A 26,756-nucleotide genomic window follows, 5' to 3' on the forward strand; every position below is an offset into this window, starting at 1 on the left:
TCGTTCCCGCTATACCTCGATCAGCACCTCGCTGATCTGGATCACCGGCACCAGGTCGGTGTAGTTGGGAATGTCGCCATTGAGCACCTCGGCATGGGGGCCGAAGCTCTTCTGGAACACTTCCAGCGACTCGCAATAGAAATGGCACAGCCCCAGGTAGGTCGGCGGCGTACCCGGCACGCCGCCACCCAGGCCGCGCTCTACGGCGTACTTCAGGCACGCGTCGCCCATCAGCTCCTTGAGCAGCGGCATGTGCTTGTCGCGGTAGTACTCAAAATCGAAGCGGGCGTCTTTTTGATAGGGGTACATCACGCTGACTTTGATCATCTCGCTCTCCGGGCAATGAATTGACCGATCGATAGTAGCGCCAATTCAACTAACCGGTCGCGGCAAAGTCACAGTTAATGATTGTCATGCATTAACGCCCGCAAGGGCCGTGGGGTTCGATGAGTTTCATTCTGTGGATGTCGGTGCTGGGCGCGCTGCTGCTGTTGCTGGCCGTGACGTCTTCGTACCTGCGCTGGCTGCCGGTGACCACCTCGGCGGTGTGCCTGGCCTTTGGCATGGCCTTGGGGCCGCTGGGGCTTGAGCTGGTGAACATGGATTTCGCTCGGGCCTCCAGCTGGCTGCACCGGCTGACCGAAATGGCCGTGCTGTTCTCGCTGTTTGGCACCGGCATCAAGCTGCGCCTGGGCCTGCGCCGCACGGCGTGGCGGGCGTCGTACCTGCTGGCAGGGCCGGTGATGCTGTTGTCGATTGTCGGTGTGGCGGCGGTGGCGCATTACGGCTTGCACTTGTCCTGGGGGCTCTCGGCACTGTTGGGGGCGATGCTGGCCCCAACGGACCCGGTGCTGGCCGCCATGGTGCAGGTCAACAACGCACACGATTTCGACCGGGTGCGCTACGGCCTGTCCGGCGAGGCCGGGCTCAACGATGGCGTGGCCTTCCCGTTCGTGATTTTCAGCCTGATGCTGATCGACCACGCCGAGCTGGGCTTGCCCGAGATCGGCGCCTGGGCCCTGAAGAACCTGGTGTGGGGCGTGCCGGCGGGCCTGGCCATCGGGTATGTCCTGGGACGGCTGATGGGGCGGATGATGATCGGCCTGCGGGTGCGCAACGCCGACAGCGTCGAATCGCCCAACGACTTCGTCGCCCTGGCGCTGATCGCCATCAGCTACGTGGTGGCCTACGCCGTGGGCGCATTCGGTTTCCTGGCCGTGTTCGCCGCCGGCGTCGGCCTGCGCCAGGCCGAAGCCCGCGTCTCTCACTCCGATGTGCCCGCCGAGCATTTGGCCAATCCGCCAGACCCGCAAACACCCCGCGAAGCGCTGGAAGACCATCAACTGGCCGCCGGGGTGATGATGGAAGACATCCTCACCTTCGGCGACCTGGTGGAGCGCTCTATGGAGGTGCTGCTGATTACCCTGCTGGGCGCGGCGCTGTCACTGTACTGGGACTGGCGCGCCATCGGCCTGGGCCTGGCGCTGTTCTGCGTGATCCGCCCGGCCAGCGTCTGGCTGCTGGTGCGCGGCAAGTACCTGGACGGGCATCAGCGGGCGCTGTTGGGCTGGTTCGGCATTCGCGGCATCGGCTCGCTGTACTACCTGTGCTTCGCCATCGCCCACGGCCTGCCGGCCAGTGTCCAGCAAACCGCGATCAGCCTGACGCTGTCGGTGGTGGCGCTGAGCATTCTGCTGCACGGGGTCAGCACCCAGCCGCTGCTGGAGCACTACGAACGCCGCCACCGCAAGGCTTAACCCAAGCTGGCAAGCAGCGTTTTCAGCGCGGTGTAATCCGGCACATGATGAAAGCCGGGCTGGCCTTCGAACTGACTGAAGTCGGTGTCGCCATAGCCGGCCACGCGGGTGCCGGCGGCCAGACCGGCCTGCACGCCGGGGATGCTGTCGTCCACCAGCAGGCAGTCTTCAGCGGCAAGCTCCAGCACCTGGGCGGCGGCCAGGATCAGCTCGGGCGATGGCTTCCAGGCGTTGACGTCATAGGCGCTGACCACCTTGCCGTCGAACACGTCCCACAGGCCTGCAGTTTTCAGGCAGGTCTCGATCTTGGCGCGCGGACCGTTGGAGGCCACGCACTTGGGCAGTTTCAGCTCGCGGACAAAATCCAGGGCGCCGGGCATGGCTTGAAGGCCGGCGGCGAACAGGTCCAGGCTGCGGCTGCGGAAGTCGCGCATGAAGGGTTCGGCGTCCAAGTGGCCGTGCTCTTCGCACAGCTCGCCGACGAAGATGGCGAATTGCACGCCGCGGAAACGGCGCAGCACTTCGTCGTGGGGCAGGTGGATGTCGCGCTCGGCGAGCAGGTCGCGCAAGAGGCCGGCGGCCATGCGTTCACTGTCGACCAGGGTGCCGTCGCTGTCGAAGATGATGCCTTTGATGGTCAATGGGGGGGCTCCTGGGTGCATGTCTTGGGTTTTGGGGCGTTCTTGAGATCGCGCGCCGCCCGCGCGGCGCTTCCCGGCCAGAGGCCGGTCCTACATTTGTTGCAACGTACCATGGCCTGACAGACCGAGGTTTTAGCAGGTGAGTTCACTACCAATTTGTGGTGGTGCCAACAAGGCTGACAACCCCAATCTAACAGGCCATGGCACGTTGCAACAAATGTGGGACCGGGCTCTGCCCGGGAAGCGCCGCGCGGGCGGCGCTCGATCTCAAGAACACCACAACAACACCGACTGGCACCTCTAAACCACCCCCAATCCCACCCGCCCCCGCAACAACTCAATAAACACCCCCAACTCCCGACTCACCGGCTCCCCCTTCCTCAACAAAATCCCAAACGGCGCCATCCGCTCCTCCAACTCAATCGGCAGCGCTACCACCAACCCCATGCGCAGATAATCACGCAACGCCGTCTCCGACAGCACCATGATCGCGTCCGTCAACTGAATCAGCTGCTGCATCGAATACACCGAACTGCACTCGATGATGTCCGCCGGCGCCACCAGCCCCTCGCGCTGCAACGCCTGCTCCAGGGCAATGCGCGCCGGGCTGGTGTCGGGCTGCAGAATCCACGGCCAGTCATTCACCAGTTCCGCCAGTTTCAGCGACCCGCGCTGCAACAGCGGATGCTGGCTGTGCACCACCAGCAGCAAGCGCTCGTTGCCCAACGGCTCGAAGTCGTAGTGCTGGCTGTCGATGCTGGCGTTGCGGCGGGCGATGGCCAGGTCGATGCGCCCCTGGGCCAGCAGTTGGATTACCTGGTCGCTGGTGTCGCCCATGATGCGGATGCGCAGTTGCGGGTGGCGGCGCTTGATCTCGGCGATGGAGTCCATCACCAGGCCGGGGGCGGCGCCCATCAGCGTGCCGATGGCCAGGTAGCCGTAGCCCCCTTGCTGCCGCGCGGCCAGGTCCTCGGCGCAGCGGTCCAGGCCGCTGAGGGCGTTCTCGGCGAAGCGAATCAACTCATGGCCCAACGCCGTGGGGCGCATGCCGCGCGGCAGGCGCTCGAACAGCTCGCAGCCGAACATGTCCTCGATCTCGTGGAGCATGCGCGTGGCGGCCGGCTGCGACATGGCCAGGGTTTGCGAGGCGCGGTGCAGGTTCTCACTGCTGCCCAGGGCCACCAGCATGTGCAGGTGTTTGTAACGCAGGCGGTTGAACAGGCTGCGGGCGACGGCAGGTGACGACATGAACGGCTCCGGCGTATCGATACCCTGAGGGTATCGGTTGTGAGCAAAATTCGATTTGTAGCGCATACCGTCGCCGCCGTACAGTCCTGCCACTTGCCACGCAGTCAAATAATTCCAAAAGGATACTGCCGTGAAGACTCTACCCGCGTCCCTGCTGGCGAAGGTGTCCTGGCGCCTGCTGCCCTTCCTGCTGCTGATGTACGTCATGGCGTTCCTCGACCGCGCCAACGTCGGTTTTGCCCGCCAGGCCTTCCAGGCCGACACCGGTATCGGCGACACCGCGTTCGCCTTCGGCGCCGGGGTGTTCTTCGCCGGCTACGCGCTGCTGGAAGTGCCCAGCAACCTGATCCTGCACAAGGTCGGCGCACGGCTGTGGATGTGCCGCATCATGGTCAGCTGGGGCCTGATCAGCGCGGCCATGGTCTTCGCCCACAACGAAACCAGCTTCTACGTGCTGCGCTTTCTGCTGGGCGTGGCCGAGGCCGGGTTCTTCCCCGGCGTCATCCTCTACCTTACCTACTGGTTCCCCAGCGCCGCACGCGGCAAGGCCATGGGCTTCTTCTACTTTGGCGCACCGTTGGCGTTCATCTTCGGCAGCCCGTTGTCGGGCCTGCTGCTGGAGCTCGATGGCCTGGGCGGCGCCCATGGCTGGCAGTGGCTGTTCGTGGTCGAAGGGCTGATGGCCACCGCCGTGGGCGTCTGGGCGTACTTCTACCTGGACAACCGTCCCGCCGACGCCGCCTGGCTCAGCCCGGAGGAACGCCAACTGCTGCAAGGCGTGATCGATCAGGAAGACCAGCACAAGCAAGGCCACGGCAGTCTGCTCAAGACCCTGTGCCAACCCTCGGTGTTGTACCTGTGCCTGATCTACCTGCTGATCCAGGCCAGCGTCTACGGCGTGGTGTTCTACCTGCCTACCCAGGTGGCGGGGCTGCTGGGCAGCAAGGTCGGCCTGCTGGTGGGGCTGGTGTCCGCCGTGCCCTGGCTGTGCGCCCTGCTGGCCGCCTGGTGGGTACCGGCCCAGGCCGCCAAACGCGGCGACCCTCGCCGCGTGGCCAGCCTGACCCTGCTGGTGGCCGCCCTGGGCATCGCCGCCTCGGTCAGTGTCGCCAGCCCGCTGTGGGGCGTGATTGCCCTGTGCTTCGCTGCCGCCGGCTTCATCGCCGTGCAGCCGGTGTTCTGGACCTTCCCCTCGCGCACCCTGGCCGGCAGCGCCGCCGCCGGCGCCATTGCCTTGATCAACTCGTTCGGCGCCCTGGGCGGCTTCATTGCCCCGGTGCTGAAGAACTGGGCCGAGCTGCACTTCAACTCGCCCGCCGCCGGCCTCTACCTGCTGGCCGCCACCACCCTGATCGCTGCCGCGCTGGTGCTCGGCATCGCCCTGACCCCAAGGGCCGGGCCGCAACCGCGCCCAGGCTTGCAACACTGAATCCCTTACCTGCAAGGAGCTGTCCATGAGCGTCCCAACCATCAAGCACGTGCGCGCCTTCACCCTGCGTGGCGGCGGTGCCGACTACCACGACCAGGGCGATGGCCACTGGATCGACGACCACATCGCCACGCCCATGAGCAAATACCCGCAGTACCGCCAGAGCCGCCGCAGCTTCGGCATCAACGTGCTGGGCACCCTGGTGGTGGAAATCGAGGCCAGCGACGGTACCGTCGGCTTTGCCGTGACCACTGGCGGCGAGCCGGCCGCTTACATCGTCGAGAAACACCTGGCGCGCTTCCTGGAAGGCGCCAAGGTCACCGACATTGAACTGATGTGGGACCAGATGTACCAGTCCACCCTGTACTACGGCCGCAAGGGCCTGGTGATCAACACCATTTCCGGCGTTGACCTGGCCCTGTGGGACCTGCTGGGCAAGATCCGCCAGGAGCCGGTGCACCAGTTGCTCGGCGGCGCGGTGCGTGACGAACTGCAGTTCTACGCCACCGGCGCCCGCCCGGACCTGGCGCAGAAGATGGGCTTCATCGGCGGCAAAATGGCCCTGCACCACGGCCCGGCCGAGGGCGAAGACGGCCTGCGCAAGAACCTGGAAGAACTGGCCACCATGCGCGAACGCGTAGGCAAGGACTTCTGGCTGATGCTGGACTGCTGGATGAGCCTGGACCTGAACTACGCCACGCGCCTGGCCAAGGGCGCCCAGGAGTTCGGCCTGAAATGGATCGAAGAGGCCCTGCCGCCGGATGATTACTGGGGCTACGCCGCCCTGCGCAAGGCCGTGCCCAGCGGCATGCTGGTGACCACCGGCGAGCACGAAGCCACCCGCTGGGGCTTCCGCATGCTGCTGGAAATGGGCTGCTGCGACATTATCCAGCCGGACGTGGGCTGGTGTGGCGGCATGACCGAGCTGGTGAAAATCTCGGCCCTGGCCGACGCCCACAACGCCCTGGTCGTGCCCCACGGCTCGTCGGTGTACAGCTACCACTTCGTCGCCACCCGCCACAACAGCCCGTTCGCCGAGTTCCTGATGATGGCGCCCAAGGCCGATGAAGTGGTGCCGATGTTCCACCCGCAACTGCTCGGTGAGCCGGTGCCGGAGAACGGCCGCATGCGCATTTCGCGCCTGGACCAGCCGGGCTTTGGCGTGACGCTGAACCCCGAATGCCAGCTGCACCGTCCGTACAACCGTGAAGGGGGTCGCTGATGAAACTGCCCGTCAACCCGTTCAAGGCGCAGCTGGCCAAGCGCGAACCGCAGTACGGCATCTGGGCCGGCTTCGCCACCGGCAACGCGGCTGAGTTGGTGGCCACTTTCGGCTACGACTGGATGCTGATCGACGGCGAGCACGCGCCCAACACTGTGCCCAGCATCCAGGCGCAATTGCAGGCCGTGGCTCCCTACGGCTGCGCGCCGGTGGTGCGCCCGGTGACCGGCGACGCCAACCTGATCAAGCAGCTGCTGGACATCGGCGCCCAGACCCTGATGGTGCCCATGGTCGACACCGCCGAGCAGGCCGAAGGGCTGGTGCGCGCCATGCGCTACCCGCCCCATGGCATCCGTGGCGTAGGCGGCGGTTTGACCCGCGCCACGCGCTGGGACGGTGTGCCCGATTACCTGCACACCGCCCATGAACAGCTGTGCCTGATCGTGCAAGTGGAGTCGCGCCTGGGCGTCGACAACGTCGAGGCCATCGCCGCGGTGGAAGGCGTGGACGCGGTGTTTATCGGCCCGGCCGACCTGTCCACCGGGCTGGGCCATGCCGGCAACCCGTCGCACCCCGAGGTGCAGGAAAAGATCCGCCGCGCCGTCGACGCCACCCTGGCCGCCGGCAAGGTCTGCGGCATCCTGGCGCCCAACGAAGAAGACGCGCGCCGCTACCTGGCGTGGGGCTGCCAGTTCGTCGCCGTGGGCATCGACATCAGCCTGCTGCGCCAGGCCGCCCTGAGCAACCTGGCGCGCTACCGCGACACCTCCACCGCCCCTGCGCCGTCGCGCACTTACTGATTTCACGGAGCCTGCCATGTCATCCGTACCGGTTTACCAGAACTACATCAACGGCCAGTTCACCGACAGCACCGAGCACCTGGAGGTGTTCAACCCCGCCACCGGCGCCCTGCTGTCGCGCGTGCCCGCCGCCAGCGGCGATGAAGTCGACCGCGCCCTGGCCGCTGCCCGTACCGCGCAAAAAGACTGGGCGCGCAAGCCGGCCATCGAGCGCGCCGGCTACCTGCGCCGCATCGCCGCCAAGCTGCGCGAACACGCCCCGGCCCTGGCGCGCACCATCACCTCGGAACAGGGCAAGATCAGCGCCCTGGCCGAGGTGGAAGTCAACTTCACCGCCGACTACCTGGACTACATGGCCGAGTGGGCGCGGCGCATCGAAGGCGAGATCATCAGCAGCGACCGTGCGGGCGAGAACATCTTCCTGTTCCGCAAGCCGCTAGGCGTGGTGGCCGGCATCCTGCCGTGGAATTTCCCGTTCTTCCTGATCGCGCGCAAGATGGCCCCGGCGCTGATCACCGGCAACACCATCGTGGTCAAGCCCAGCGAGGAAACCCCGAACAACTGCTTCGAGTTCGCCCGCCTGGTGGCCGAGACCGACCTGCCGGCCGGCGTCTTCAACGTGGTCTGCGGCGACGGCCGCGTAGGCGCCGCCCTGAGCGCCCACGCCAAGGTCGACATGATCAGCTTCACCGGCAGCGTCGACACTGGCGCGCGGATCATGGCTGCAGCGGCGCCCAACCTCACCAAGCTCAACCTGGAACTGGGCGGCAAGGCCCCGGCCATCGTCCTGGCCGATGCTGACCTGGAGCTGGCGGTGAAAGCCATCCGTGACTCGCGCATCATCAACACCGGCCAGGTGTGCAACTGCGCCGAGCGGGTGTACGTGGAGCGCAAGGTGGCTGATCAGTTTATCGAGCGCATCGGCGCGGCCATGGCCGACACCCGCTATGGCGACCCGCTGGCTGACAGCAGCGTGGAGATGGGCCCGTTGATCAACCGTGCCGGCCTGGACAGCGTCGACGCCAAGGTGCGCCGTGCGCTGGCCGATGGCGCCCAGCTGATCACCGGCGGCGCCGTGGCCGATCGTCACCAGGGTTTCCACTACCAGCCCACCGTGCTGGCCGGTTGCCGGGCGGACATGGAGATCATGCGCAAGGAGATCTTCGGGCCGGTATTGCCGATCCAGATCGTCGACGATCTGGACGAAGCCATCGCCCTGGCCAACGACTGCGAGTACGGGCTGACCTCGTCGCTGTACACCCGCGATCTCAACAAGGCCATGCAAGCCATGCGCGAGATCGATTTCGGCGAGACCTACATCAACCGCGAGAACTTCGAGGCCATGCAGGGGTTCCATGCCGGGGTGCGCAAGTCGGGCGTGGGCGGCGCCGATGGCAAGCATGGGTTGTATGAATATACCCATACCCATGTGGTCTACTTGCAGGCTTGAGACTGCGGCGCCTGCTTCCCGAGCTTCGCCCGGTCCCACAGATGTTTGTGGGACCGGGCGAAGCTCGGGAAAAGGGCACCACCACAACAAGAAAGGACGCTGATCTTGATCTACACCGGCCCGCTGTTCGACAGCCACCTGCATCTCTACGACCCCAGCCGCCCCGAAGGCATCCCCTGGCCACAGCCTGGCGACGCCATCTTTGGCCCGCGCCTGCCCGCCGATTACTGGGCCCTGGCCGCCCCTGCCGGCGTGGTCGGCGCCCTGGTGGTGGAAGCCAGCCCCCGTCGCCTGGACAACGACTGGGTACTGCGCACCCTCGACCAGGACTCGCGCCTGGTGGGCTACATCGGCAACCTTGATCCACTGGCGTCCACCTTTCATCAAGACCTTGACCACCTGAGCGCCGACCGGCGCTTTCGCGGCATCCGCTACGGCAACCTGTGGGACCGCGACCTGCTGGCCGACCAGCAGCAACCCGGCTTCATCGACGGCCTGGCCCAGGTCGCCGAACGCGGCCTGGTGCTGGACAGCGCCAACCCGGATGCACGCTTGATCAAGGCCCTGCTGATGCTCAGTGACCGCCTGCCGGAACTGCGCATAGTGATCGATCACCTGCCCAATGCGGCGGACCTGGCGTTCACCGCCGACCTGCAGGAATTGGCCAGTCGCCCTCAGGTGGTGGCCAAGCTCGCCGAAATTCCACAGACCGACAGCCAGGGCCTGATCCTCGACCCCAGCGGCTACCGCGATGTGCTGGCCCGGCTGTTCGAACTGTTCGGCGAAGACCGCTGCTTCTTCGGCAGCGACTGGCCCAACAGCGACCACATCACCGACTTCAACACCACTGTGGGGCTGGTCAAGGCGTGCCTGGCGACCCAACCCGCCCCCGTCCAGGAAAAGTTCTTCCTGCGCAACGCCCCCCGCGTCTACGGCCTGCTGGGGTACACCGCATGAAAACCCGCGCCTTCCGCATGAACCTCAACCCCGGCCAGGCCGAGGAATACCGCAAGCGCCACGACCAGATCTGGCCGGAACTGGTGCAGGCCCTGAAACAGGCCGGCATCGTCGAGTACCGCATCTTCCTCGACCCGCACAGCCACGCGCTGTTCGCCGTGATGCAGCACCACGACCAGCACCTGCTGGACCAATTGCCGGGCCTGCCGGTGATGCAACGCTGGTGGCAGCACATGAAAGACATCATGCCCAGCCACCCCGACGGCTCGCCGGTCAGCCTGGACCTGATCCCGATGTTCGAACTCCCGTAGCAGCTGCCGAAGGCTGCGTCCCGGCCAACGCGGTGTGCCCGGGAAGACGCCGACGCGGCCTGACGGCCGCTGCTACAGGGTTTTGCACAATAACAACAAAGGACTGCGCATTTGGAAATCATCATCCTCGGGGTACTGCTGCACTTCATCGGCGGCTTCGCCTCCGGCAGCTTCTACATCCCCTACAAGAAAGTCCGTGGCTGGGCCTGGGAAAGCTACTGGATCACCGGCGGCCTGGTGTCCTGGCTGATCGTGCCCCTGATCGCCGCGCAACTGACCGTGCCCGGCTGGGTCGACATCCTGCGCCAGGCCGATTCGTCGACCCTGGGCTGGACCTACCTGTTCGGCGTGCTGTGGGGCATCGGCGGGCTGACGTTCGGCCTGACCATGCGCTACCTGGGCCTGTCCCTGGGCATGTCGCTGATCATGGGCCTGACCTCGGCCCTGGGCGCGCTGATGCCGCCGCTGTACCGCGACCTGTTCACCAATGACAGCACCGGCACCCTCAGCGCCATGTGCACCAATCTGGGCGGCCAGTGTGTGCTGATCGGCGTGGCGGTGTCGCTGATCGGCATCGCCCTGTGCGGCCGCGCCGGCTTCATCAAGGAACGCGAAGTGCCCGACAGCACCAAGTTCCAGAGCGTCACCGAGTTCGCCCTGGGCAAGGGCTTGCTGGTGGCGGTGATCAGCGGCGTGCTCAGCGCCAGCTTCAGCTACGGCATCACCGCCGGCCGGCCGCTGGCCGCAGCCGCCGTGGAGCACGGTGCCAACAGCCTGTTCCAGAACAACGTGACCTTCATGGTGATCATGTGGGGCGGCCTGACCACCAACGGCCTGTGGTGCCTGTGGCTGAACTGGCGCAACAGGACCTTCCACAACTACCGCGACCGCAGCACCCCACTATTGGCCAACTACCTGCTGGTGGCCTGCGCCGGTACCCTGTGGTTCCTGCAGTTCTTTTTCTACGGCATGGGCGAAAGCCGCCTGCACAACGACGCCAGCAGCTGGGTGCTGCACATGTCGTTCATCATCATCGTGTCCAACGTCTGGGGCCTGTACTTCAAGGAGTGGCAAGGCACCAGCACCACCACCAAGGGCGTGTTGCTGGCCGGGATCCTGGTGATCCTGGCCGCCATCACCCTGGTGGGCTACGGCAATTACCTAAGCTAAGGAGAACCACCCATGCTGCTCAAAGACAAGACCGTGATCATCACCGGCGCCTCGCGTGGCATCGGCCGCGCCGTGGCCCGTGAGTGTGCACGCCAGGGCGGCCGCGTGGTGATCGGCCACAGCGGCAGCGCCCAGGGCAACCAGGCGGCCGCCTCCCTGATCGAGGAAATCCGCGCCTTTGGCGGCCAGGCCATCGATGTGCCGGGCGATGCCGCCGACCCTGACACCGGCGACAAGCTGGTGGCCGGCGCCCTGGAAGCCTTCGGCAGCGTCGACGTGTTCGTCAACAACGCCGGCATCTGCCCGTTCCACTCGTTCCTGGACATGCCCCGCGAAACCTACCTGAAAACCGTCAACACCAACCTCAACGGCGCCTACTTCGCCGTGCAGGCGGCGGCCAATCAGATGAAAAACCAGGGCCGTGGCGGCGCGATCATCGCCATCAGCTCCATCAGCGCACTGGTAGGTGGCGGCATGCAAACCCACTACACGCCCACCAAGGCCGGGCTGCATTCGCTGATGCAATCGTGCGCCATCGCGTTAGGGCCGTACGGGATTCGCTGCAACTCGGTGCTGCCGGGCACCATCGCCACCGACATCAACAAGGACGACCTGAGCGACCCGGAAAAACTGGCCTACATGACCGGCCGCACGCCGCTGGGGCGCTTGGGTGAACCGGATGATATCGCCGGGCCCGTGGTGTTCCTGGCCTCGGACATGGCGCGGTATGTGACCGGGGCGTCGCTGCTGGTGGATGGTGGGTTGTACGTGAACCTGCAGTAAAGCGAAAGGCCCGCCGGAAAAACCGAGCGGGCCTTGTATATTCAATCGGCTTGATTGATATCTGTTTGCAGCAACTTCAAACTTAGCACGGCCCCTGCACGCAAATATTCAACCTGGGCAAATACCGCATCTTTGACGATGGCCTTGCCCAGGTCGGAAATATCTTCATCGCGAATATTGACCAGGCTCAAGTGCAGCAAATGGGACGCCACGTCCATCACGCGCTGGAAGGACACCAGGGTATTGTTCTGGCCTAGCTCCTCTACCACGCGGTCCCAGCGGTCATCGGCATCGCGGGCGACCTTCTGGAACTCTTCAAGGGAGACCGTCTTGTCGTGGTAAGTTTCGCGCAACAGGGCTTCGAGGGATTGGGAAATAGCTCGCATAGAAAACTTGCTCTCTTGTAATGAATGACAAGGCGCGAGACTAGCACCGCACACATAGCGAAAGAACAACGCCAATGAACTTCAGAAAAGTCCTACATAGCAACGTAAAAACGCCCTTCAAAGTTAATACTTAAATAGTACAGATGACGGAGATCGGGGGGTGATGGACAAGGGCCAGCGCAGCCTCGCGGCAGCGGCTACAGTGCAACTGAGCAAAGCTTCATTTGTCCAAAGGCTGCAAAGCGATTCTCATAGGCTATGTGCCCCGTTGAACCATTCGAGACCTCGTCAATGAACCACCGCAAAACCCTGCAACTGGGCCTGGCCCTGCTGATCGCCAGCACCGGTACCGCCTTCGCCGCGCCCAACGCCTTCGTCACCAAGGCCCTGACCGGCGCCGCCACGCAAATCCTGCTGGTGCAGGAAGGCGGCAGCAAGTTCCAGCAGCCTGATATGCAGACCTACGTGGGCGTGATGGTAAAAGACAACACCATCATCAACGAACAGCTGACGGACGTGGCCAAGAAGCTCGACATCGACTTGCCCGTGGCGCCGACCAAAGCCACCCCGGCGCCAGCCGTGGCCGGCAAAACCCCGGAAGCCAGCTTTGCGCTGAACCAGGTCAAGGTGACCGAGGAGCTGGCCGCCCTCTACGAAGCCGAAGTAAACAGTAACGACGCCCCCGAGCTCAAGGCCTTCGCCCTGGCACAGCTCAAGGACGTGCAACGCCACGGCAAAATGGCCCAGCGGCTGTCCAAGACTTACAAGAAATAACCCGCCCCACTACTCCAGCGCCGAGCAACAAGGCGGGCCAGGTGATGCCGCACACATAACTGGCCCGAAACAAATGTGGGACCGGGCTTGCGCGTGAGGCGGGGAAGCGCCGCGCGGGCGGCGCTCGATCTAAAGAGCACCACAACCCCAACGACATGCACCTCTAACGCACACCACAAACACTTAGCCACAACCTCCGGCAGCGGCTACACCCGCTCCACCGCCGCATCATAGACTTCGCTGTCGCGTCGAGCACCGACAGCGATGATCAAGACGATGATCGCCTGCCCATCTACCCGGTACACAATCCGCGTATCCCCCGTCCTGATTCGTCGACAGCCTGCAAGGCTGCCCCGTAACGCCTTGCCGAGTTTGTCGGGCTCACCGTTGGCGATACGCTGCTCGATCACATCGAGTATGCGGTTGGCCGCATAGGCGCCAAGCTGATCGAAGTCGTCCGTAACCTCCGGATGGTAAATAACCGCCCAAGCCATTGGGGCTCCTTGTCATTGATCGTTGTTGACGTAGCGCGCGCGCATGTCCGAGTGAGAAATGGCCTTGGCGGCATCGAATGTCGCCAGCCGGTCCCGGGCAGCGGCTTCAACACGCAGATTTTCCAGCTCATCCTGCATATCCTGATACGCCTGCACATTCAAAATGACAGCCGCAGGCTCGTTGTCCTTGAATACCACCAACCGATCAGTCGCGCGGCTGGTCACTTCCTTGAGCTTGGCGCTGAAACCACGAACCAGTGCCGTGACCGAGACGGCCTGTTCAGCGCGGTCGAGCAATGAAGCCATGACGACCTCCTTAGCAGATAATTACACATACTTTTGTGCGTACCTCAAGCATACAGCAATACGCAAAACACAGTGATAGGGCAACACTGCCATCGGTCGCAAGCCCCGACGCCCACAATTGTCCCGCCCCTGTCACCATTGAGTGCTACCTTGAGGTGATCCTCGCAAAACCGCCTCAAGGAGCGATCATGGCCCATCAGATGTTTTCCAGTGTCATTGCTTACTCGCAGCACTGTGAACGGGTGATCAAGGAGATGCTGCATGCCCGCCCAAGCCTGGACCGCCAGAAGGTCATGACCTGGGTGGACGAGCAGAGCCACGCCCATTCCGAAGGCGAACCGCTGGAGTACCTCAAGGCGCTGAGCGCCAAGGTGCGCGCCGGCCTGCCCATGCCCTGGGACAAATGAGGAATGCCCATGCGCCTGATCTGTACTGCAGTGAGCGTGTTGTTGATCAGTGGCTGTTCTTCCTTTCGTGCCGACCACCCCGACCCGGTGCCCAAGGAGCGGCTGCTCAAGTTTCAGGAGGCCGTGGTGGGTGGCAGCACCCTGGTGGTACGCCGTGACATCGGCATGCTCGGCGGCGGCTGCTACGTGGCGGTGACCATCGACCGCACCGTGGCGGCGCGCATCGGCATTGGCGAGGTGGCCACCTTCCAGGTGCCGGCGGGCGAGCGGATCGTCGGCATCGCCACCGATACGGCCGATGACACCCTGTGCGGCAAGGGCAGCCTGCGTCGGGAGATACTGGTGCAGGCCAGTGCCGGGCAGGATGAGCACGTGCGCATCGTCAGTGAAAACAAGCAGGGGTTTGCCATACTCAGCGACAAGCCATAGCGTCGGCAAAAGTCCCTCAGGCTCAGCGGACGGGACCAGAAGTGTCAGGTTTAAGGCCTGGCACGCCCTTTCGTTTAACCTTGGCCTTCACTGGCACCTCGGTGCCTTGGGCAGGTTTGATGGCTCGGGAATCGCGAGGGGTCTCCTCTTCAGCATCGTTACACTGGGTTGCATTCATAATGCTTAAAAACGCGCCACCTACCACGGGTGACGCAAGCAATTCGCTCAACGCCGTCCTTAACTGAACGACGCTCTTGGCAATGATCTCCCGCCGCTCGAATCGAATCGAGAAAACGAACCCGCGCGACGCCTGGCACCAATCAGCAACTTTTACCGGCGCAACCTGTTGCACTTTGCTAAGCAGCACAACCATCCCGGATATCTCCTTGAGCTCGCCCTGGCAGCTGCCTGCAATCGACGCCCGAATCTCATCATGTTTGAACGAGAAGCCATTGCCCACGCGAGCGATGCCTACCTGCCCCCCACTGGCCTCATCAATGGCCCGATCTGCTTCGGCAAACACCCTGTCCACCTCTTTATGGCTTCGACTGACCTCAGTCGCCGCCTTGATCCCCACTTTGAACGCCTCTAGAAAATCCTTCATATCAAACTCTCTTCAGACTTGCGAAAACAGGCAAGTGATCAGACACCTCATGCCAATTCGAGAAATGCGCACCTAACTCGAGCTGAGAATATACTTTGGTATTCCCCTCTACCAGGTGCCAGCCTTTACGCCCAAAGAACGATGAAGAAAACAGAATCTGGTCAAACGTCTTCCAGAATGTCAGCTCTTTGTTCTGCGCGTAATAACAGGTGCCCGACGGATAATCCCACGAAACTTCATCATCGTGGCGATGCGGAATAATGGCACCCAGCGTGCGCCAGAAGGGGTTATAAAGCACCCGCGGGTGTGCCAAAGCGAAAAACTTGTCCCGGGTTGACTTTAAATGGTGGGTCAGGGAATCTTCAAACGGATCATCATTATAATCGCCCATCAATACGATACCCGCATCGTCCCCCTGCTCATCGAACACCGAATTGATGGAATTACGAAGCACCGTGGCAAGCTGCGCACGATGCGCCTTGGCGTTCATATTGCGTTGACTCTGCCAATGAGACAGGTAGACATAAACCCGTTCATCACCCTCCCCCTTCAGTGTCACCCTGACCCCCGCCTTGTAGTAGGTCCTGGTTTCGTCCCAGTGTTCAACGTACGCGTGATCAATGTATTCCAGGCATGAACGATCCACCAACAGGCAGTAGTCGTTCACTCGATTCTTGAGCGACGAATACAGCGATATCACCACCCAATCAGCAAACCCCTGTTCAACCAGATACCCTGACAGCTCACCAATATCCACCTTGTCGACTTCGCACAAGCCCAGCAAATTAACTTCCCCTTCCACAAGAAGATGGCGAACAACGGTAAAAAAAGCCTCTCGGCCTTTTTTATTAAGCTTCACACTTTTCCTTGTTGTGGGAGGGGACAAACTCGTGTTCCACCACGCTATATTGAGATCCATCTACCACCTACATTCCTTGGCACTCAACCCTTGAGCGGACCCCGAATATACCAGCGCCTGCTTTGAATCACAGGCCATGCTTGATTCAAAAAGTGACGAGATGCTTTGCAGCATTCGTCATGACACTTGTCCCCGCACGCGTTGATCCGGGTATTATTCCTGGATATAAAAAAGGCTCCGAAGCACAAGGCACCTGACTGAATGCAAGCACTCGAAGGCCCGCGCATCCTGTTGCGGCCACTGCAACCCGAAGACGCCACTGCCCTGGTGGCCGCCGCCAGCGATGGCGAACTGTGGAACCTGCCCTTCACCGTGGTGCCTTCGGCGGCCACGGTGCAGGGCTATATCGACACGGCCCTCAAAGGTCGCGAGGCAGGTGCGGTGTTGCCGTACGTCACGGTGCTGAAAGACACCGGCGAGGTGATCGGCAGCACGCGGTTCTGGAAGGTCGACCGGGTCAATCGCAAGCTGGAAATCGGCAGCACCTGGATTGCCGCGCGCTGGCAGCGCAGTTTCGTCAATACCGAGGCCAAGTACCTGATGCTGCGGTATGCGTTCGAGGTGTTGGAGTGCGTGCGGGTGCAGTTCACCACCGATGAGATCAATGCCAGGTCACGGGCGGCGATTTTAAGGCTGGGGGCCAAGCAGGAAGGGATTGTGCGCAATGAACGGATCATGCCGGATGGGCGCAAGCGCAATTCGGTGCGGTTCAGTGTGATTGATGAAGAGTGGGCCGAGGTCAAGGCGCTGCTCGAAGCGCGTTTGCAGCTTTAAACGGCGGCGCGGCCATCGCGAGCAAGCTTTGCTCCCACAGGTGTACGCCTTAAGTAGGAGTAACACTGTGGGAGCAAAGCTTGCTCGCGAGAGGCCCGAAAGCGCGCCGCACAGCTGAAGCTTAGTCCCCCGTCCAGGAACCACCCAGCGCAGCCTGCAACTGCACACTGGTGACCAACTGCGTCGCCACCAGGCTCAGCAATGTCTGCCGCTCACTCAAGCTGGTAGCCTGGGTGGTCGCCACATCCAGGTAATCGATCACCCCCGCCTCGTACTGATCACGGCTCACCGACGCCGAATCCTCCGCCGACTGCGCCGACGCCCTTCGCGCCACCAGTTCCGGCTCCAGGGTGCGCAGCTCAACCAGGTAGTCCTCCACCTCGCCCAGGCCGGTCAACACGGTCTGGCGATAGGTGGCGACGGTACCGTCGTAGGCGGCCTTGGCCTGATCGACCGCCGCACGGGTGGCGCCGAAGTCGAGAATAGTGCCAGTCAGGCTCGGGCCAATGGACCAGAAGCGATTGGGCACGGTGAACAGCTTGCTCATGGTCGAGCTTTCAAAGCCGCCACTGGCGCTCAACGTCAGGTCCGGGTAATACGCGGCCGTGGCTACGCCAACGGCGGCATTGGCCGCCGCCATTTCCCGCTCGGCCGCGGCGATGTCCGGGCGACGTTCCAGCAGGCGGCTCGGCACGCCCAGCGGTACCGTCGGCACGTGGTATTGCCAGGCCGGGTCGGCGGCCAGGGCGAAGTCCGCCGGGGCCTTGCCGATCAGCAAGGCGATGGCGTGTTCGTACTGGGCGCGCTGCCATTGCAGGTCGAGCATCGACGCCTGGGCACTCTGCAATTGGGTCTTGCCGGTGGCCAGGTCGGCGCGCGAGGAGATCTGCTCGTCGTACTTGTTCTGGATGATCTGCAGGTAGCGCTCGTAACCGGCGATGGTCTCTTTGTACAAGGCGATGCGCTGATCCAGGATGCGCAGCTGGAAGTAGTTCTGGGCCAGGGTCGACTGCGCGCTGAGGGTGGCGTTGGCAAGGTCCGCGGCACTGGCCTGGGCGCTGGCACGGTCCTGTTCCACGGTGCGGCGCAGCTTGCCCCAGATGTCGGCCTCCCAGCTCAGGCTGAGGCTGGCGGTGTGGTCCTTGCTGACGCCACCGCCGCTGGCGGTGGTGCTGCTCGACGACGAGCCGCTGCCCGTCTCGCTGCGGGTGCTGGAGCCCGTGCCGGTCAGGGTCGGGAACAGCCCGGCGCGTGACTGGTCCACCAGGCCCAGGGCCTGGCGATACTGGGCCGCGTACAGCGCCACGTTCTGGTTATTGAGCTGCACTTGGCTGGCCAGCGTGTTCAGCTGCGGGTCTTGGTACAGTTCCCACCACGGCCCCTTGGGCAGCTCGTCCTGGGGGCTCGCCGCTTTCCAGCCCTGGGCCTCCTTGAAGGTGGTGGAAATCGGCGCCGTCGGCTTCTTGTAATCAGGGCCGACCATGCAGCCACCCAGCAGGCTGCTGGCAAGCAGCACGGCGATACACAGGCGGGAAGGCAGAAAAGCGTTCATCGTTTAACCCTTGTCAGTCAGCCGGGCACGTGAGTGCGACGGATACGCGTGTGCCAGAAGTGCCGTGTGACACGGCTGGCACGGTCCAGATAGAGGTACACCACCGGGGTGGTGAACAGCGTCAGCAGTTGGCTAAGCGCCAGGCCGCCGGCAATCGCCACGCCCAGCGGCTTGCGCAGGTCGGCGTCGCCGCCGCTGCCCAGGGCCAGCGGCAAGGCGCCGAAGAAAGCCGCCAGCGTGGTCATCATGATCGGCCGGAAGCGCATGCGGCAGGCCTCGATGATCGCCTGTTCGGGCGGCAACTTGCGGTCGCGCTCGGCCACCAGGGCGAAGTCGATCATCATGATGGCGTTTTTCTTGACGATGCCGATCAGCAACAGAATGCCGATCAGCGCAATCACCGTCAGCTGCATGTTCACCGCCTTGAGCAGCAACAGCGCCCCTACCCCCGCCGATGGCAGCGTCGACAGAATGGTCAGCGGGTGGATGTAGCTTTCATACAGCACGCCAAGCACGATATACACCGCCAGCAAGGCCGCGGCGATCAGCCACGGCATGCTCGCCGCCAGCGCCGCGTAGGCCTGGGCGGTGCCGGCAAAGCCGGCCTGAATGTCACGTGGCAGGCCGACCTTGTCCACCGCCGCGTTGATGGCCACCGTGGCCTGCTCCAGCGACACCCCGTCCTGCAGGTTGAAGGCGATGGTGCTGGTGGCCGACTGGCCCTGGTGGGCCACGGCCAGTGGCGCGTTGTCGGGGCTGAAGGTGGCGAAGGCGGTCAGCGGCACTTGCTGGTTGTCGCTGTTGATCACGTACATGCGTTCCAGCATGGTCGAGTCGCTGGTGTACACCGGGTCCAGGCCCATCACCACGTGATACTGGTTGAGGGTCTTGTACAGCGTGGCCACCTGGCGCTGGCTGTAGGAATTGTTGAGCAGGTTGTCGATATCGCTGACGCTGACGCCCAGGCGGCTGGCAGCGGCGCGGTCGATGTGCAGCTTGAGTTCCTGGCCGCCGGTCTGCGAGTCGGAGTCGATGCCGGTCAGTTGCGGCAAGGCGCGCAACGCCGCCTCGACTTTCGGCTCCCACACCCGCAGCAGGTCCAGGTCATCGGCCTGCAGGCTGAACTGGTAGGTGGCGTTGGCACTGCGGCCGCCCACGCGGATGTCCTCGGCGGGCATCAGGAACACCTGGATACCGGCCACCTTGTTGTTGGCCTTGGTCAGCCGGTTGGCGATGGCTGCCGCACTGCTGGTGCGCTGCTTGTAATCCTTAAGGCGAATGAAGAAGTCACCAGTGTTGCGCGACCCGGCGCGACCGCTGCCGGTGGACGACATCACGGCCTCCACGTCGGGGTCGGCCGCCAGGTCGTGGGCGATCTGCATCAGGTGCGGTTTGAGCGCCTGGAACGAGATGTTCTGGTCGGCGCGCACGGCGCCCATCAAGACGCCCGTATCCTGGGCCGGGAAAAAGCCCTTCTGCACCGTGGCGTAAAGGTACACGTTAAGGCCCACGGTCAGCAGCAGGCTGAACATGGTCAACAGCCGATGGCGCATGACCCAGGCCAGCGCCGCCAAGTAAGCGCCCTGCACGCGGGCCAGCCCGGCTTCGATCCACTGGTACAGCTTGGGTTCTTTCGCATCATGCTTGGGCTGGCGCAGCAGCATCACGCACAGCACCGGCGTCAGGCTCAGCGACACGATCATCGACAAACCCAAGGCGATGCTCAGGGTCACGGCGAACTCGCGGAACAGCCGCCCGACGATGCTGCCCATCAGCAGGATGGGAATGAACACGGCAATCAGCGACAGGGTCATCGACAGTACCGTGAAGCCTACCTCGCGGGTGCCCATCAGCGCCGCCCGCAGCGGACGCATGCCCATCTCCTGATAGCGGGCGATGTTCTCCAGCACCACGATGGCGTCGTCCACCACAAAGCCGGTGCAGATGATCAGCGCCATCAGCGACAGGTTGTCCAGGCTGTAGCCCAGCAGGTACATCAGCGCACAGGTGCCGATCAGCGACACCGGCAACACCACCGCCGGGATCAGCGTGGCGCGCAGGTTGCGCAGGAACACGAAGACCACGGCGATCACCAGCAAGGTGGCGATCAGCAGGGTTTCCTCAGTGTCATGCAGCGACGACTTCACCGTGGGGCCGCGGTCGATCACTGAAATCAGCTGTACGTCGCCAGGAATTTCCCGTTGCAGCTCGGGAATCAGCGCCTTGATGCTGTCGATGGTCTGCAGCATGTTGGCGCCGGCCTGGCGGGTCACGCCCAGGGTCACCGACGGCTGACCGTTGTAGTAACCGCCCACGAAGGTGTCTTCCACCGAGTCGTAGACGTTGGCCACATCGCTGAGGCGCACGGCGGTGCCGTTCTGGTAGGTGATCACCAGTTTCTGGTAATCCACGGCCTTGTCGATCTGGTCATTGCCGTCGATCACCCAGCTTTGCCCGCTGCCCTGCAGAATGCCCTTGGGCTTGGCCTTGGTGGCGTTGTCGATGGCTTCGCGCACGGTCTCCAGCGAGATACCGGCATTGACCAGCAGATTAGGCTGGATGTCGATGCGCACCGCCGGCAACGCGCCGCCGCGCACCGACACCTCGCCCACGCCGTTCACTTGGGCAATCTTCTGCTGCAGCTTGCTGTAGGCCAGGTCGTAGAGCTCGCCCGGGCTGCGCGTGGAGGAAGTCAGCGCCAGCATCAGCACCGGCGCTTCCGACGGGTTGGCCTTGCGGTAGGTGGGCAGCGACGGCATCGAGCTGGGCAGCAGGCTGCGCGAAGCGTTGATGGCCGCTTGCACGTCGCGGGCGGCGCCGTTGATGTCGCGGTCCAGCTCGAACTGCAGAATCAGCGTGGTGGAGCCCTGGCTGCTGGTCGAGGTCATCTCGGTGATGCCGGCGATCTGCCCCAGGCTGCGCTCCAGCGGCGTGGCCACCGTGGCGGCCATGGTTTCCGGGCTGGCCCCGGCCAGCGACGCGCTGACCATGATGGTCGGGAAGTCGACCTGGGGCAGCGGCGCCACCGGCAGCAGCGTATAGCCCAGGATGCCGGCCAGGGTGATGCTCAGGCTCAGCAGCAGGGTGGCTACCGGCTTGCGAATGAACAGGCGTGACAGGTTCATGCCTGTGCCCTGCCCCGGTTGATGCGGGCCTTGGCGCGTTCGCTCAAGCGATCAAACATCAGGTAGATCACCGGGGTGGTGAACAGCGTCAGCACCTGGCTCAGCAACAGGCCGCCGACGATCACCAGGCCCAACGGCCGGCGCAGTTCAGCGCCGGCACCGGTGGCCAGCATCAGCGGCAAGGCACCGAACAAGGCCGCCAGGGTGGTCATCAGGATCGGCCGCAAACGCAGCAGCGCCGCCCGGTGGATGGCGTCACGCGCGTTCAGGCGCTGATGCTGACGGCCCTCCAGGGCGAAGTCGATCATCATGATGGCGTTCTTCTTGACGATACCAATCAGCAGAATCACCCCGATCAGCGCGATCAGGCTGAACTCGGTGCCGGTCAACAACAGCGCCAGCAAGGCGCCGATGGCCGCCGAGGGCAGCGTCGAGAGGATGGTCACCGGGTGGATAAAGCTCTCGTAGAGCATGCCCAGCACGATGTACATGGTGATCAGCGCCGCCAGGATCAGCCACAGGGTATTGCCGGTGGCGGTCTGGAAGGCATCGGCGGCGCCCTGGTAGCGCAGGGTGATGCTGCTGGGTGCGTTGAGTTCGGTCATCACTTCGCTGATGGCCTGTTGCGCCTGCTCCAGCGAGTAACCGTCGGCCAGGTTGAACGACAGGGTCACGGCCGGGAACTGGTCCAGACGGCTCAGCGACAGCGAACCGGTGCGCTGGCCGACCTTGGCGATGTCGGTCAGGCGCACCATCTGCGCGGCGGTGGTGGTGGTCGACGAGCTGGTCGTCGACGCACTGCTGCCGGTGGTGGTGCCCGTGGTTGTGGTGGTCGTGCTGCTGTTGCTGCCGGTGGTACTGGTGGTCGCTGCCGCCAGGTAGATGTTGTCGAACGCCGCCAGGTTCTGCTGGAACTTGCCCGGCACCTGCAGCACTACGCGGTACTGGTTGGACTGGGTGAAGATGGTCGAAATCAGCCGCTGGCCGAAGGCGTTGTACAGCGCGGTGTCGACGTCGGAGGCGGTGATGCCGTAGCGCATGGCGGCGGCGCGATCCAGTTCCACGTAGGCCACCAGGCCCTGGTCCTGCAGGTTGTCGATGACGTCGCGCATCTCCTTGCGGTGCTGCAGCTTCTCCATCAGTTTGGGGATCAGTGCCGAGAGGTTGGCGCTTTCCGAGTCGTCGAGGGTGAACTGGTACTGGCTGGGGGTCAGCTGGTCGTCCACGGTCAGGTCCTGGGAGGACACCAGGTTCAGTTGCAGCCCGGCAACGCTCTTGGCCGATTGCTCCAGGCGGGCGATGACTTGGGTAGCGGTGTCATCGCGGTCTTCGAAGGGCTTGAGTTCGATCTGCAGGCGGCCGTTGTTCAGCGAGCCGTTGTTGCCATCGACGCCGATGGTGGACGACACCGATTCCACGGCAGGGTCTTGGCGCACGACCTCGACCATGGCCTGCTGGCGGCGCTCCATCTCGCCGAACGAGACGTCCTGCGAGGCGCGGGTGAAGCCCTGGATCAGGCCGGTGTCCTGGGTGGGGAAGAAGCCCTTGGGCACCACCAGGTAGAGGAAGCCGGTGAGTGCCACGGTGCCGACGGCCACCAGCAGGGTCAGGCGCTGGTGGTCCAGCACCCACACCAGGCCACGGTCATAGGCGTTGAGCACCTTCTGGTACTGGCGGTCGCCCCATTTGGCAAAGCGGCTCTGACCGCCTTCGGGCACATGGCGCAGCAGGTGCGCGCACAGCATTGGGGTCAGGGTCAGCGAGACCACCATCGACACCAGGATCGCCACCGCCAGGGTGATGGCGAACTCGCGGAACAGCCGGCCCACCACGTCGCCCATGAACAGCAGCGGGATCAGCACGGCGATCAGCGAGAAGGTCAGCGAGATGATGGTGAAGCCGATTTCCTGCGAGCCCTTGAGGGCGGCGGCCATGGGTTCCTCGCCCTCCTCCAGGTGCCGCGAGATGTTTTCCACCACCACGATGGCGTCGTCGATGACGAAGCCGGTGGCGATGGTCAGGGCCATCAGCGTCAGGTTGTTCACGCTGAAACCGGCCAGGTACATCACGCCGAAGGTGCCGATCAGCGACAGCGGTACCGCCAGGCTGGGGATCAGGGTGGCGGTGAAGTTGCCCAGGAAGGCGAAGGTCACCAATACCACCAGGCCGATGGACAGCAGCAGTTCGATCTGCACGTCCTTGATCGAGGCGCGGATGGTCTGGGTGCGGTCGCTGATCACGGTGAGCTTCACCGAATCAGGCAGTGCGGATTGCAGGGTGGGCAGCTTCTGCTTGATGCTGTCCACCACTTCGATAACGTTGGCGCCGGGCTGGCGCTGCACGTTGATGACGATGGCCGGCTTGCCGTCGGCGCTGGCCGACAGGTACTGATCCTGGGGCGCTTCGGCGGTAGTGGCGACGTCCTTGAGGCGCAGGGCTGCGCCGTTCTCGTACGCCAGCACCAAATCGCCGTATTCCACGGCGTCGCGCAACTGGTCGTTGGCGTCGATGGTGATCGAATGCGAGGGCCCGTCGAAGCCGCCCTTCGAGCCGTTGACGTTGGCGGCGTTGACCTTGTCGTACACGTCTTCAAGCGTCAGGCCGTGGGCCGCAAGACTGGTGGGGTTGACCTCGATCTTCACCGCCGGCTGCTGGCCGCCGGCCAGGCTGACCATGCCCACGCCGGAAATCTGCGACAGTTTCAGCGCCACGCGGGTGTTGATCAGGTCCTGCACGCGGGTCAACGGCAGGCTGTCGGAGGTGGCGGCCAGGGTCAGCACCGCAGTGTCCGCCGGGTTCACCTTTTTATAGGTGGGCGGGTTGGGCAGGTCGCTGGGCAGCAGGCTGTCGGCGGCGTTGATGGCCGCCTGCACCTCCTGCTCGGCCACGTCCAGGGACAGGTCCAGGGAGAACTTCAGGGTAATCACCGAAGCCCCGGCCGAACTGGTCGAGTACATCTGCGACAGGCCTGACATCTGCCCCAGCTGGCGCTCCAGCGGCGCGGTGACCGCCGAGGCCAGCACGTTGGAGCTGGCGCCGGGGTACAGGGTGCTGACCTGGATGGTCGGGTAGTCGACCTCGGGCAGGGCCGAGGTGGACAGCAGCCGGTAGGCGAAGATGCCCGCCAGCATCACCGCCAGCATCAGCAGCACGGTGGCGACCGGGCGGTGGATGAAGAGTCTGGACGGGTTCATTCGCTTTTCGCACCGGCAGCAGGCTGGGCGGTTTTGCTCGCGGCCTTGTCAGTGCTGGCCGGCTTCTCGACTTCCACTGTGGCGCCGTCACGCAGGTGGTCGATGCCACGGGTCACCACTTGCTCGCCCTGGGCCACGCCCTGGGTGATCACGGTCTGCTCGCCCAGCGCCGGGCCGGTCTTGATGGTGCGGCGCTCAGCTTTGCCGTCCTTCACCGCGTACAGGAACTCGCCGTCGCTGCTCAGTTGCACGGCGGCCGACGGTACCACCACGGCGTTGTGCAGGGTGTCGGTTGTCAGCTTCACGTTGACGAACTGGTTGGGGTAGAGCTTCTCGTCCGGGTTGTCGAACAGCGCCTTGAGCTTGATGCTGCCGGTGCTGGTGTCGATTTCGTTGCTGATGAACTTCAGCGTGCCGTTGGCCAGCGGGGTATTGCCCATCTGGTCCAGGGCCTGCACGGCCAGCACTTCGCCCTTGCGCACTTTAGGCAGGATGGTCGCCAGTTGGGCCTGGGGGATGCTGAAGGTTACGGCAATGGGGTTGGTCTGGGTCACGGTGACGATGCCGGTGGTGCTGCTGGAGGTCACGATGTTGCCCGGGTCCACCAGGCGCAGGCCGACGAAGCCGTCGATGGGCGAGACGATCTTGGCGTAGATCAGGTTCAGCTTGGCGGCGTCGATCTGTGCCAGGTCAGCCTTGACCGCGCCCTGGTACTGGCCGACGGTGGCCGTCTGGGTGTCCAGGTCCTGCTTGGCGATGGAGTCTTTGGCGAACAGGCGCTTGTAGCGCTCGGCGGTCAGCTGGGCGCTTTTGAGCAGCGCCTGGTTCTGCGCCAAGTCGCCCTGGTACTGGTCCAGGGTGGCCTGGTAGGCGCGCGGGTCGATCTGCGCCAGCAACTGGCCCTTCTTCACGTACTGGCCTTCAGTGAAGTACACCGCCATCAGCTCACCGTCGACACGGCTGGTGACCGTCACCGAGTAGTTGGGAATCACCGTGCCCAGCGCCTGCTGGATCACCGGCACATCGGCCACGCCCGCCGTACCCACCGCCACGCTGACCGTGGCATTGGCGTCCATCCCCGGCCCACTGTGCCGCCCGCCGGGGCCGGCAGCGCGTGCGGCGCCCGCCTCCGGGGCTTCGGGGGTGGACGGGGTGTGCTTGACGTAAATGAAGGCAGCGCCAATGGCGGCGGCAATCAGAAGCGCAAGTACAAGAGGCTTGCGGGAACGGGCGGCCGGAGTCTGGGTCATTGGAAACTTCTGCGTAGGCGAGGAATAAAAGGCACCGGCAACGACGCGGCGCTGCGCAAATCACCGGGCAGCATAGCCAGTAATTGTGCAGGGAGTGTGCAGGGCGCACTGTTCGAGCGGCTGTGTACGATTAAGTTCATAAGGGCATTTGACCTTGCGCCGAACGCCCTGCCAACCCTGATGGGTGGGCTTTGCTTTTTATTTACATAGTGTTGACGAAGGGGGGACGGTGTAGCCGCTTAGGTAGCAGCAAAGGCCTGGAAGCTGCGTCGCCTGCATCGCGACTAAAGTCGGCTCCTACGCTGACCGAGGTAGGAGTCGGCCTTGGCCGCGATGCAGGCGACGCGATCGACAGGTTACCCGCGTTCGCGTAGCCGCTGCCGAAGGCTGCGCTGGCCCTCGGCCACGCTGGAGATGTGGAGCGTTCCCGAGGGCCAGCGCAGCCTGGCGGCAGCGGCTACGGATTACGCCTGGAGGCCATGCCCTGTAGCCGCTGCCGAAGGCTGCGCCGGCCCTCGGCCACGCTGGAGATGTGGAGCGTTCTGGAGGGCCAGCGCAGCCTGGCGGCAGCGGCTACGGATTACGCCTGGAGGCCATGCCCTGTAGCCGCTGCCGAAGGCTGCGCTGGCCCTTGGCCACGCTGGAGATGTGGAGCGTTCTCGAGGGCCAGCGCAGCCTGGCGGCAGCGGCTACGGATTACGCCTGGAGGCCATGCCCTGTAGCCGCTGCCGAAGGCTGCGCTGGCCCTTGGCCACGCTGGAGATGTGGAGCGTT

At 64.0% G+C, this 26,756-nt stretch carries 25 protein-coding genes; 13 read left to right on the plus strand and 12 right to left on the minus strand.

The features are described from left to right. Positions 1-9 precede the first annotated feature (9 nt). Positions 10-327, minus strand: a complete 318-nt coding sequence (locus tag ACZ9GA_RS17895) for an EthD family reductase (protein ID WP_027978336.1) — start codon at positions 325-327, stop codon at positions 10-12. Positions 328-446: 119 nt separating this feature from the next. Here ACZ9GA_RS17895 and ACZ9GA_RS17900 point away from each other — a divergent pair, with 119 nt between their 5' ends. Continuing rightward, a complete protein-coding gene (locus ACZ9GA_RS17900; protein WP_457361432.1) occupies positions 447-1,757 on the plus strand; it encodes a cation:proton antiporter in 1,311 nt (436 codons plus the stop codon). Here ACZ9GA_RS17900 and ACZ9GA_RS17905 read toward each other — a convergent pair. Together ACZ9GA_RS17905 and ACZ9GA_RS17910 are read right to left on the minus strand one after the other, a co-directional pair. Continuing rightward, positions 1,754-2,398 carry an HAD family hydrolase gene (locus ACZ9GA_RS17905; protein WP_457361431.1) on the minus strand — a complete coding sequence of 215 codons (645 nt, stop codon included), beginning with the start codon at positions 2,396-2,398 and terminating at the stop codon, positions 1,754-1,756. The two genes, ACZ9GA_RS17900 and ACZ9GA_RS17905, sit on opposite strands and share 4 nt — an antisense overlap. A 300-nt stretch (positions 2,399-2,698) precedes the next feature. Further along, positions 2,699-3,646, minus strand: a complete 948-nt coding sequence (locus ACZ9GA_RS17910; RefSeq protein ID WP_457361430.1) for a LysR family transcriptional regulator — start codon at positions 3,644-3,646, stop codon at positions 2,699-2,701. A 130-nt stretch (positions 3,647-3,776) separates the two neighbouring features. On the opposite strand from ACZ9GA_RS17910, the gene ACZ9GA_RS17915 reads away from it, so the two are divergent. The 8 genes from ACZ9GA_RS17915 (at position 3,777) to ACZ9GA_RS17950 (ending at position 11,768) form a co-directional block, all read left to right on the plus strand. Then, positions 3,777-5,075: an MFS transporter gene (locus ACZ9GA_RS17915; protein WP_457361429.1), complete on the plus strand. Its 1,299-nt coding sequence runs from the start codon at positions 3,777-3,779 to the stop codon at positions 5,073-5,075. A gap of 25 nt (positions 5,076-5,100) precedes the next feature. Continuing rightward, positions 5,101-6,297 carry an L-rhamnonate dehydratase gene (rhmD, locus tag ACZ9GA_RS17920; protein ID WP_457361428.1) on the plus strand — a complete coding sequence of 399 codons (1,197 nt, stop codon included), beginning with the start codon at positions 5,101-5,103 and terminating at the stop codon, positions 6,295-6,297. Beyond that, positions 6,297-7,097, plus strand: coding sequence for an HpcH/HpaI aldolase family protein (locus tag ACZ9GA_RS17925; protein WP_457361427.1), 801 nt, complete (start codon positions 6,297-6,299; stop codon positions 7,095-7,097). Before rhmD ends, ACZ9GA_RS17925 begins: the two co-directional genes overlap by 1 nt. A 16-nt stretch (positions 7,098-7,113) precedes the next feature. Continuing rightward, positions 7,114-8,547 (plus strand): aldehyde dehydrogenase, encoded by a 1,434-nt coding sequence (aldA, locus tag ACZ9GA_RS17930; RefSeq protein ID WP_457361426.1) that lies wholly within the window; start codon positions 7,114-7,116, stop codon positions 8,545-8,547. A gap of 105 nt (positions 8,548-8,652) precedes the next feature. Next, positions 8,653-9,504, plus strand: coding sequence for an amidohydrolase family protein (locus tag ACZ9GA_RS17935; protein WP_457361425.1), 852 nt, complete (start codon positions 8,653-8,655; stop codon positions 9,502-9,504). Beyond that, positions 9,501-9,815, plus strand: coding sequence for an L-rhamnose mutarotase (gene rhaM, locus ACZ9GA_RS17940; protein ID WP_457361424.1), 315 nt, complete (start codon positions 9,501-9,503; stop codon positions 9,813-9,815). The genes ACZ9GA_RS17935 and rhaM overlap by 4 nt, the downstream gene beginning before the upstream one ends. A 111-nt stretch (positions 9,816-9,926) precedes the next feature. Further along, entirely contained in the window at positions 9,927-10,985 is a 1,059-nt protein-coding gene (rhaT, locus tag ACZ9GA_RS17945) for an L-rhamnose/proton symporter RhaT (RefSeq protein ID WP_457361423.1), read from the plus strand. 12 nt (positions 10,986-10,997) lie between these two features. Next, positions 10,998-11,768, plus strand: coding sequence for an SDR family NAD(P)-dependent oxidoreductase (locus ACZ9GA_RS17950; RefSeq protein WP_457361422.1), 771 nt, complete (start codon positions 10,998-11,000; stop codon positions 11,766-11,768). A gap of 41 nt (positions 11,769-11,809) precedes the next feature. Here ACZ9GA_RS17950 and ACZ9GA_RS17955 read toward each other — a convergent pair whose 3' ends face one another. Then, positions 11,810-12,154, minus strand: a complete 345-nt coding sequence (locus tag ACZ9GA_RS17955) for a hypothetical protein (RefSeq protein WP_457361421.1) — start codon at positions 12,152-12,154, stop codon at positions 11,810-11,812. Positions 12,155-12,445: 291 nt separating this feature from the next. Between ACZ9GA_RS17955 and ACZ9GA_RS17960 the strand changes: the two genes are divergently transcribed. Continuing rightward, a complete protein-coding gene (locus ACZ9GA_RS17960; RefSeq protein WP_457361420.1) occupies positions 12,446-12,928 on the plus strand; it encodes a DUF4142 domain-containing protein in 483 nt (160 codons plus the stop codon). 206 nt (positions 12,929-13,134) lie between these two features. Here the strand turns inward: ACZ9GA_RS17960 and ACZ9GA_RS17965 are convergent, their stop codons facing one another. Together ACZ9GA_RS17965 and ACZ9GA_RS17970 are read right to left on the minus strand one after the other, a co-directional pair. Next, a complete protein-coding gene (locus ACZ9GA_RS17965; RefSeq protein ID WP_457361419.1) occupies positions 13,135-13,422 on the minus strand; it encodes a type II toxin-antitoxin system RelE family toxin in 288 nt (95 codons plus the stop codon). A 12-nt stretch (positions 13,423-13,434) separates the two neighbouring features. Beyond that, positions 13,435-13,728, minus strand: coding sequence for a type II toxin-antitoxin system Phd/YefM family antitoxin (locus ACZ9GA_RS17970; protein ID WP_457361418.1), 294 nt, complete (start codon positions 13,726-13,728; stop codon positions 13,435-13,437). 188 nt (positions 13,729-13,916) lie between these two features. On the opposite strand from ACZ9GA_RS17970, the gene ACZ9GA_RS17975 reads away from it, so the two are divergent. Further along, positions 13,917-14,135, plus strand: coding sequence for a hypothetical protein (locus ACZ9GA_RS17975; protein ID WP_008368335.1), 219 nt, complete (start codon positions 13,917-13,919; stop codon positions 14,133-14,135). Between the two features lie 9 nt (positions 14,136-14,144). Beyond that, positions 14,145-14,564, plus strand: coding sequence for a 3-isopropylmalate dehydratase (locus ACZ9GA_RS17980; protein WP_457361417.1), 420 nt, complete (start codon positions 14,145-14,147; stop codon positions 14,562-14,564). 22 nt (positions 14,565-14,586) lie between these two features. Here ACZ9GA_RS17980 and ACZ9GA_RS17985 read toward each other — a convergent pair whose 3' ends face one another. After that, positions 14,587-15,168: a hypothetical protein gene (locus tag ACZ9GA_RS17985; protein WP_457361416.1), complete on the minus strand. Its 582-nt coding sequence runs from the start codon at positions 15,166-15,168 to the stop codon at positions 14,587-14,589. 1 nt (position 15,169) lies between these two features. Further along, positions 15,170-16,027 carry an endonuclease/exonuclease/phosphatase family protein gene (locus ACZ9GA_RS17990; protein WP_457361415.1) on the minus strand — a complete coding sequence of 286 codons (858 nt, stop codon included), beginning with the start codon at positions 16,025-16,027 and terminating at the stop codon, positions 15,170-15,172. A 261-nt stretch (positions 16,028-16,288) separates the two neighbouring features. On the opposite strand from ACZ9GA_RS17990, the gene ACZ9GA_RS17995 reads away from it, so the two are divergent. Next, positions 16,289-16,861 (plus strand): GNAT family N-acetyltransferase, encoded by a 573-nt coding sequence (locus ACZ9GA_RS17995; protein ID WP_457361414.1) that lies wholly within the window; start codon positions 16,289-16,291, stop codon positions 16,859-16,861. A 121-nt stretch (positions 16,862-16,982) separates the two neighbouring features. Here the strand turns inward: ACZ9GA_RS17995 and ACZ9GA_RS18000 are convergent, their stop codons facing one another. Genes ACZ9GA_RS18000 through ACZ9GA_RS18015 form a run of 4 tightly spaced genes read right to left on the minus strand, consistent with a single transcriptional unit; the run spans position 16,983 to position 25,982 of the window. Continuing rightward, positions 16,983-18,413: an efflux transporter outer membrane subunit gene (locus tag ACZ9GA_RS18000; protein WP_457361413.1), complete on the minus strand. Its 1,431-nt coding sequence runs from the start codon at positions 18,411-18,413 to the stop codon at positions 16,983-16,985. Positions 18,414-18,430: 17 nt separating this feature from the next. Continuing rightward, positions 18,431-21,538, minus strand: a complete 3,108-nt coding sequence (locus tag ACZ9GA_RS18005) for an efflux RND transporter permease subunit (protein ID WP_457361412.1) — start codon at positions 21,536-21,538, stop codon at positions 18,431-18,433. Beyond that, complete coding sequence (locus ACZ9GA_RS18010; RefSeq protein WP_457361411.1) at positions 21,535-24,732, minus strand: efflux RND transporter permease subunit; 3,198 nt, start codon at positions 24,730-24,732, stop codon at positions 21,535-21,537. Before ACZ9GA_RS18010 ends, ACZ9GA_RS18005 begins: the two co-directional genes overlap by 4 nt. Continuing rightward, the gene (locus tag ACZ9GA_RS18015) at positions 24,729-25,982 is read right to left on the minus strand and encodes an efflux RND transporter periplasmic adaptor subunit (RefSeq protein WP_457361410.1); all 1,254 of its coding nucleotides are present in this window, start codon (positions 25,980-25,982) and stop codon (positions 24,729-24,731) included. The genes ACZ9GA_RS18010 and ACZ9GA_RS18015 overlap by 4 nt, the downstream gene beginning before the upstream one ends. Between the last annotated feature and the right edge of the window lie 774 nt (positions 25,983-26,756).

It is taken from the genome of Pseudomonas sp. TE3644 (assembly GCF_056278815.1).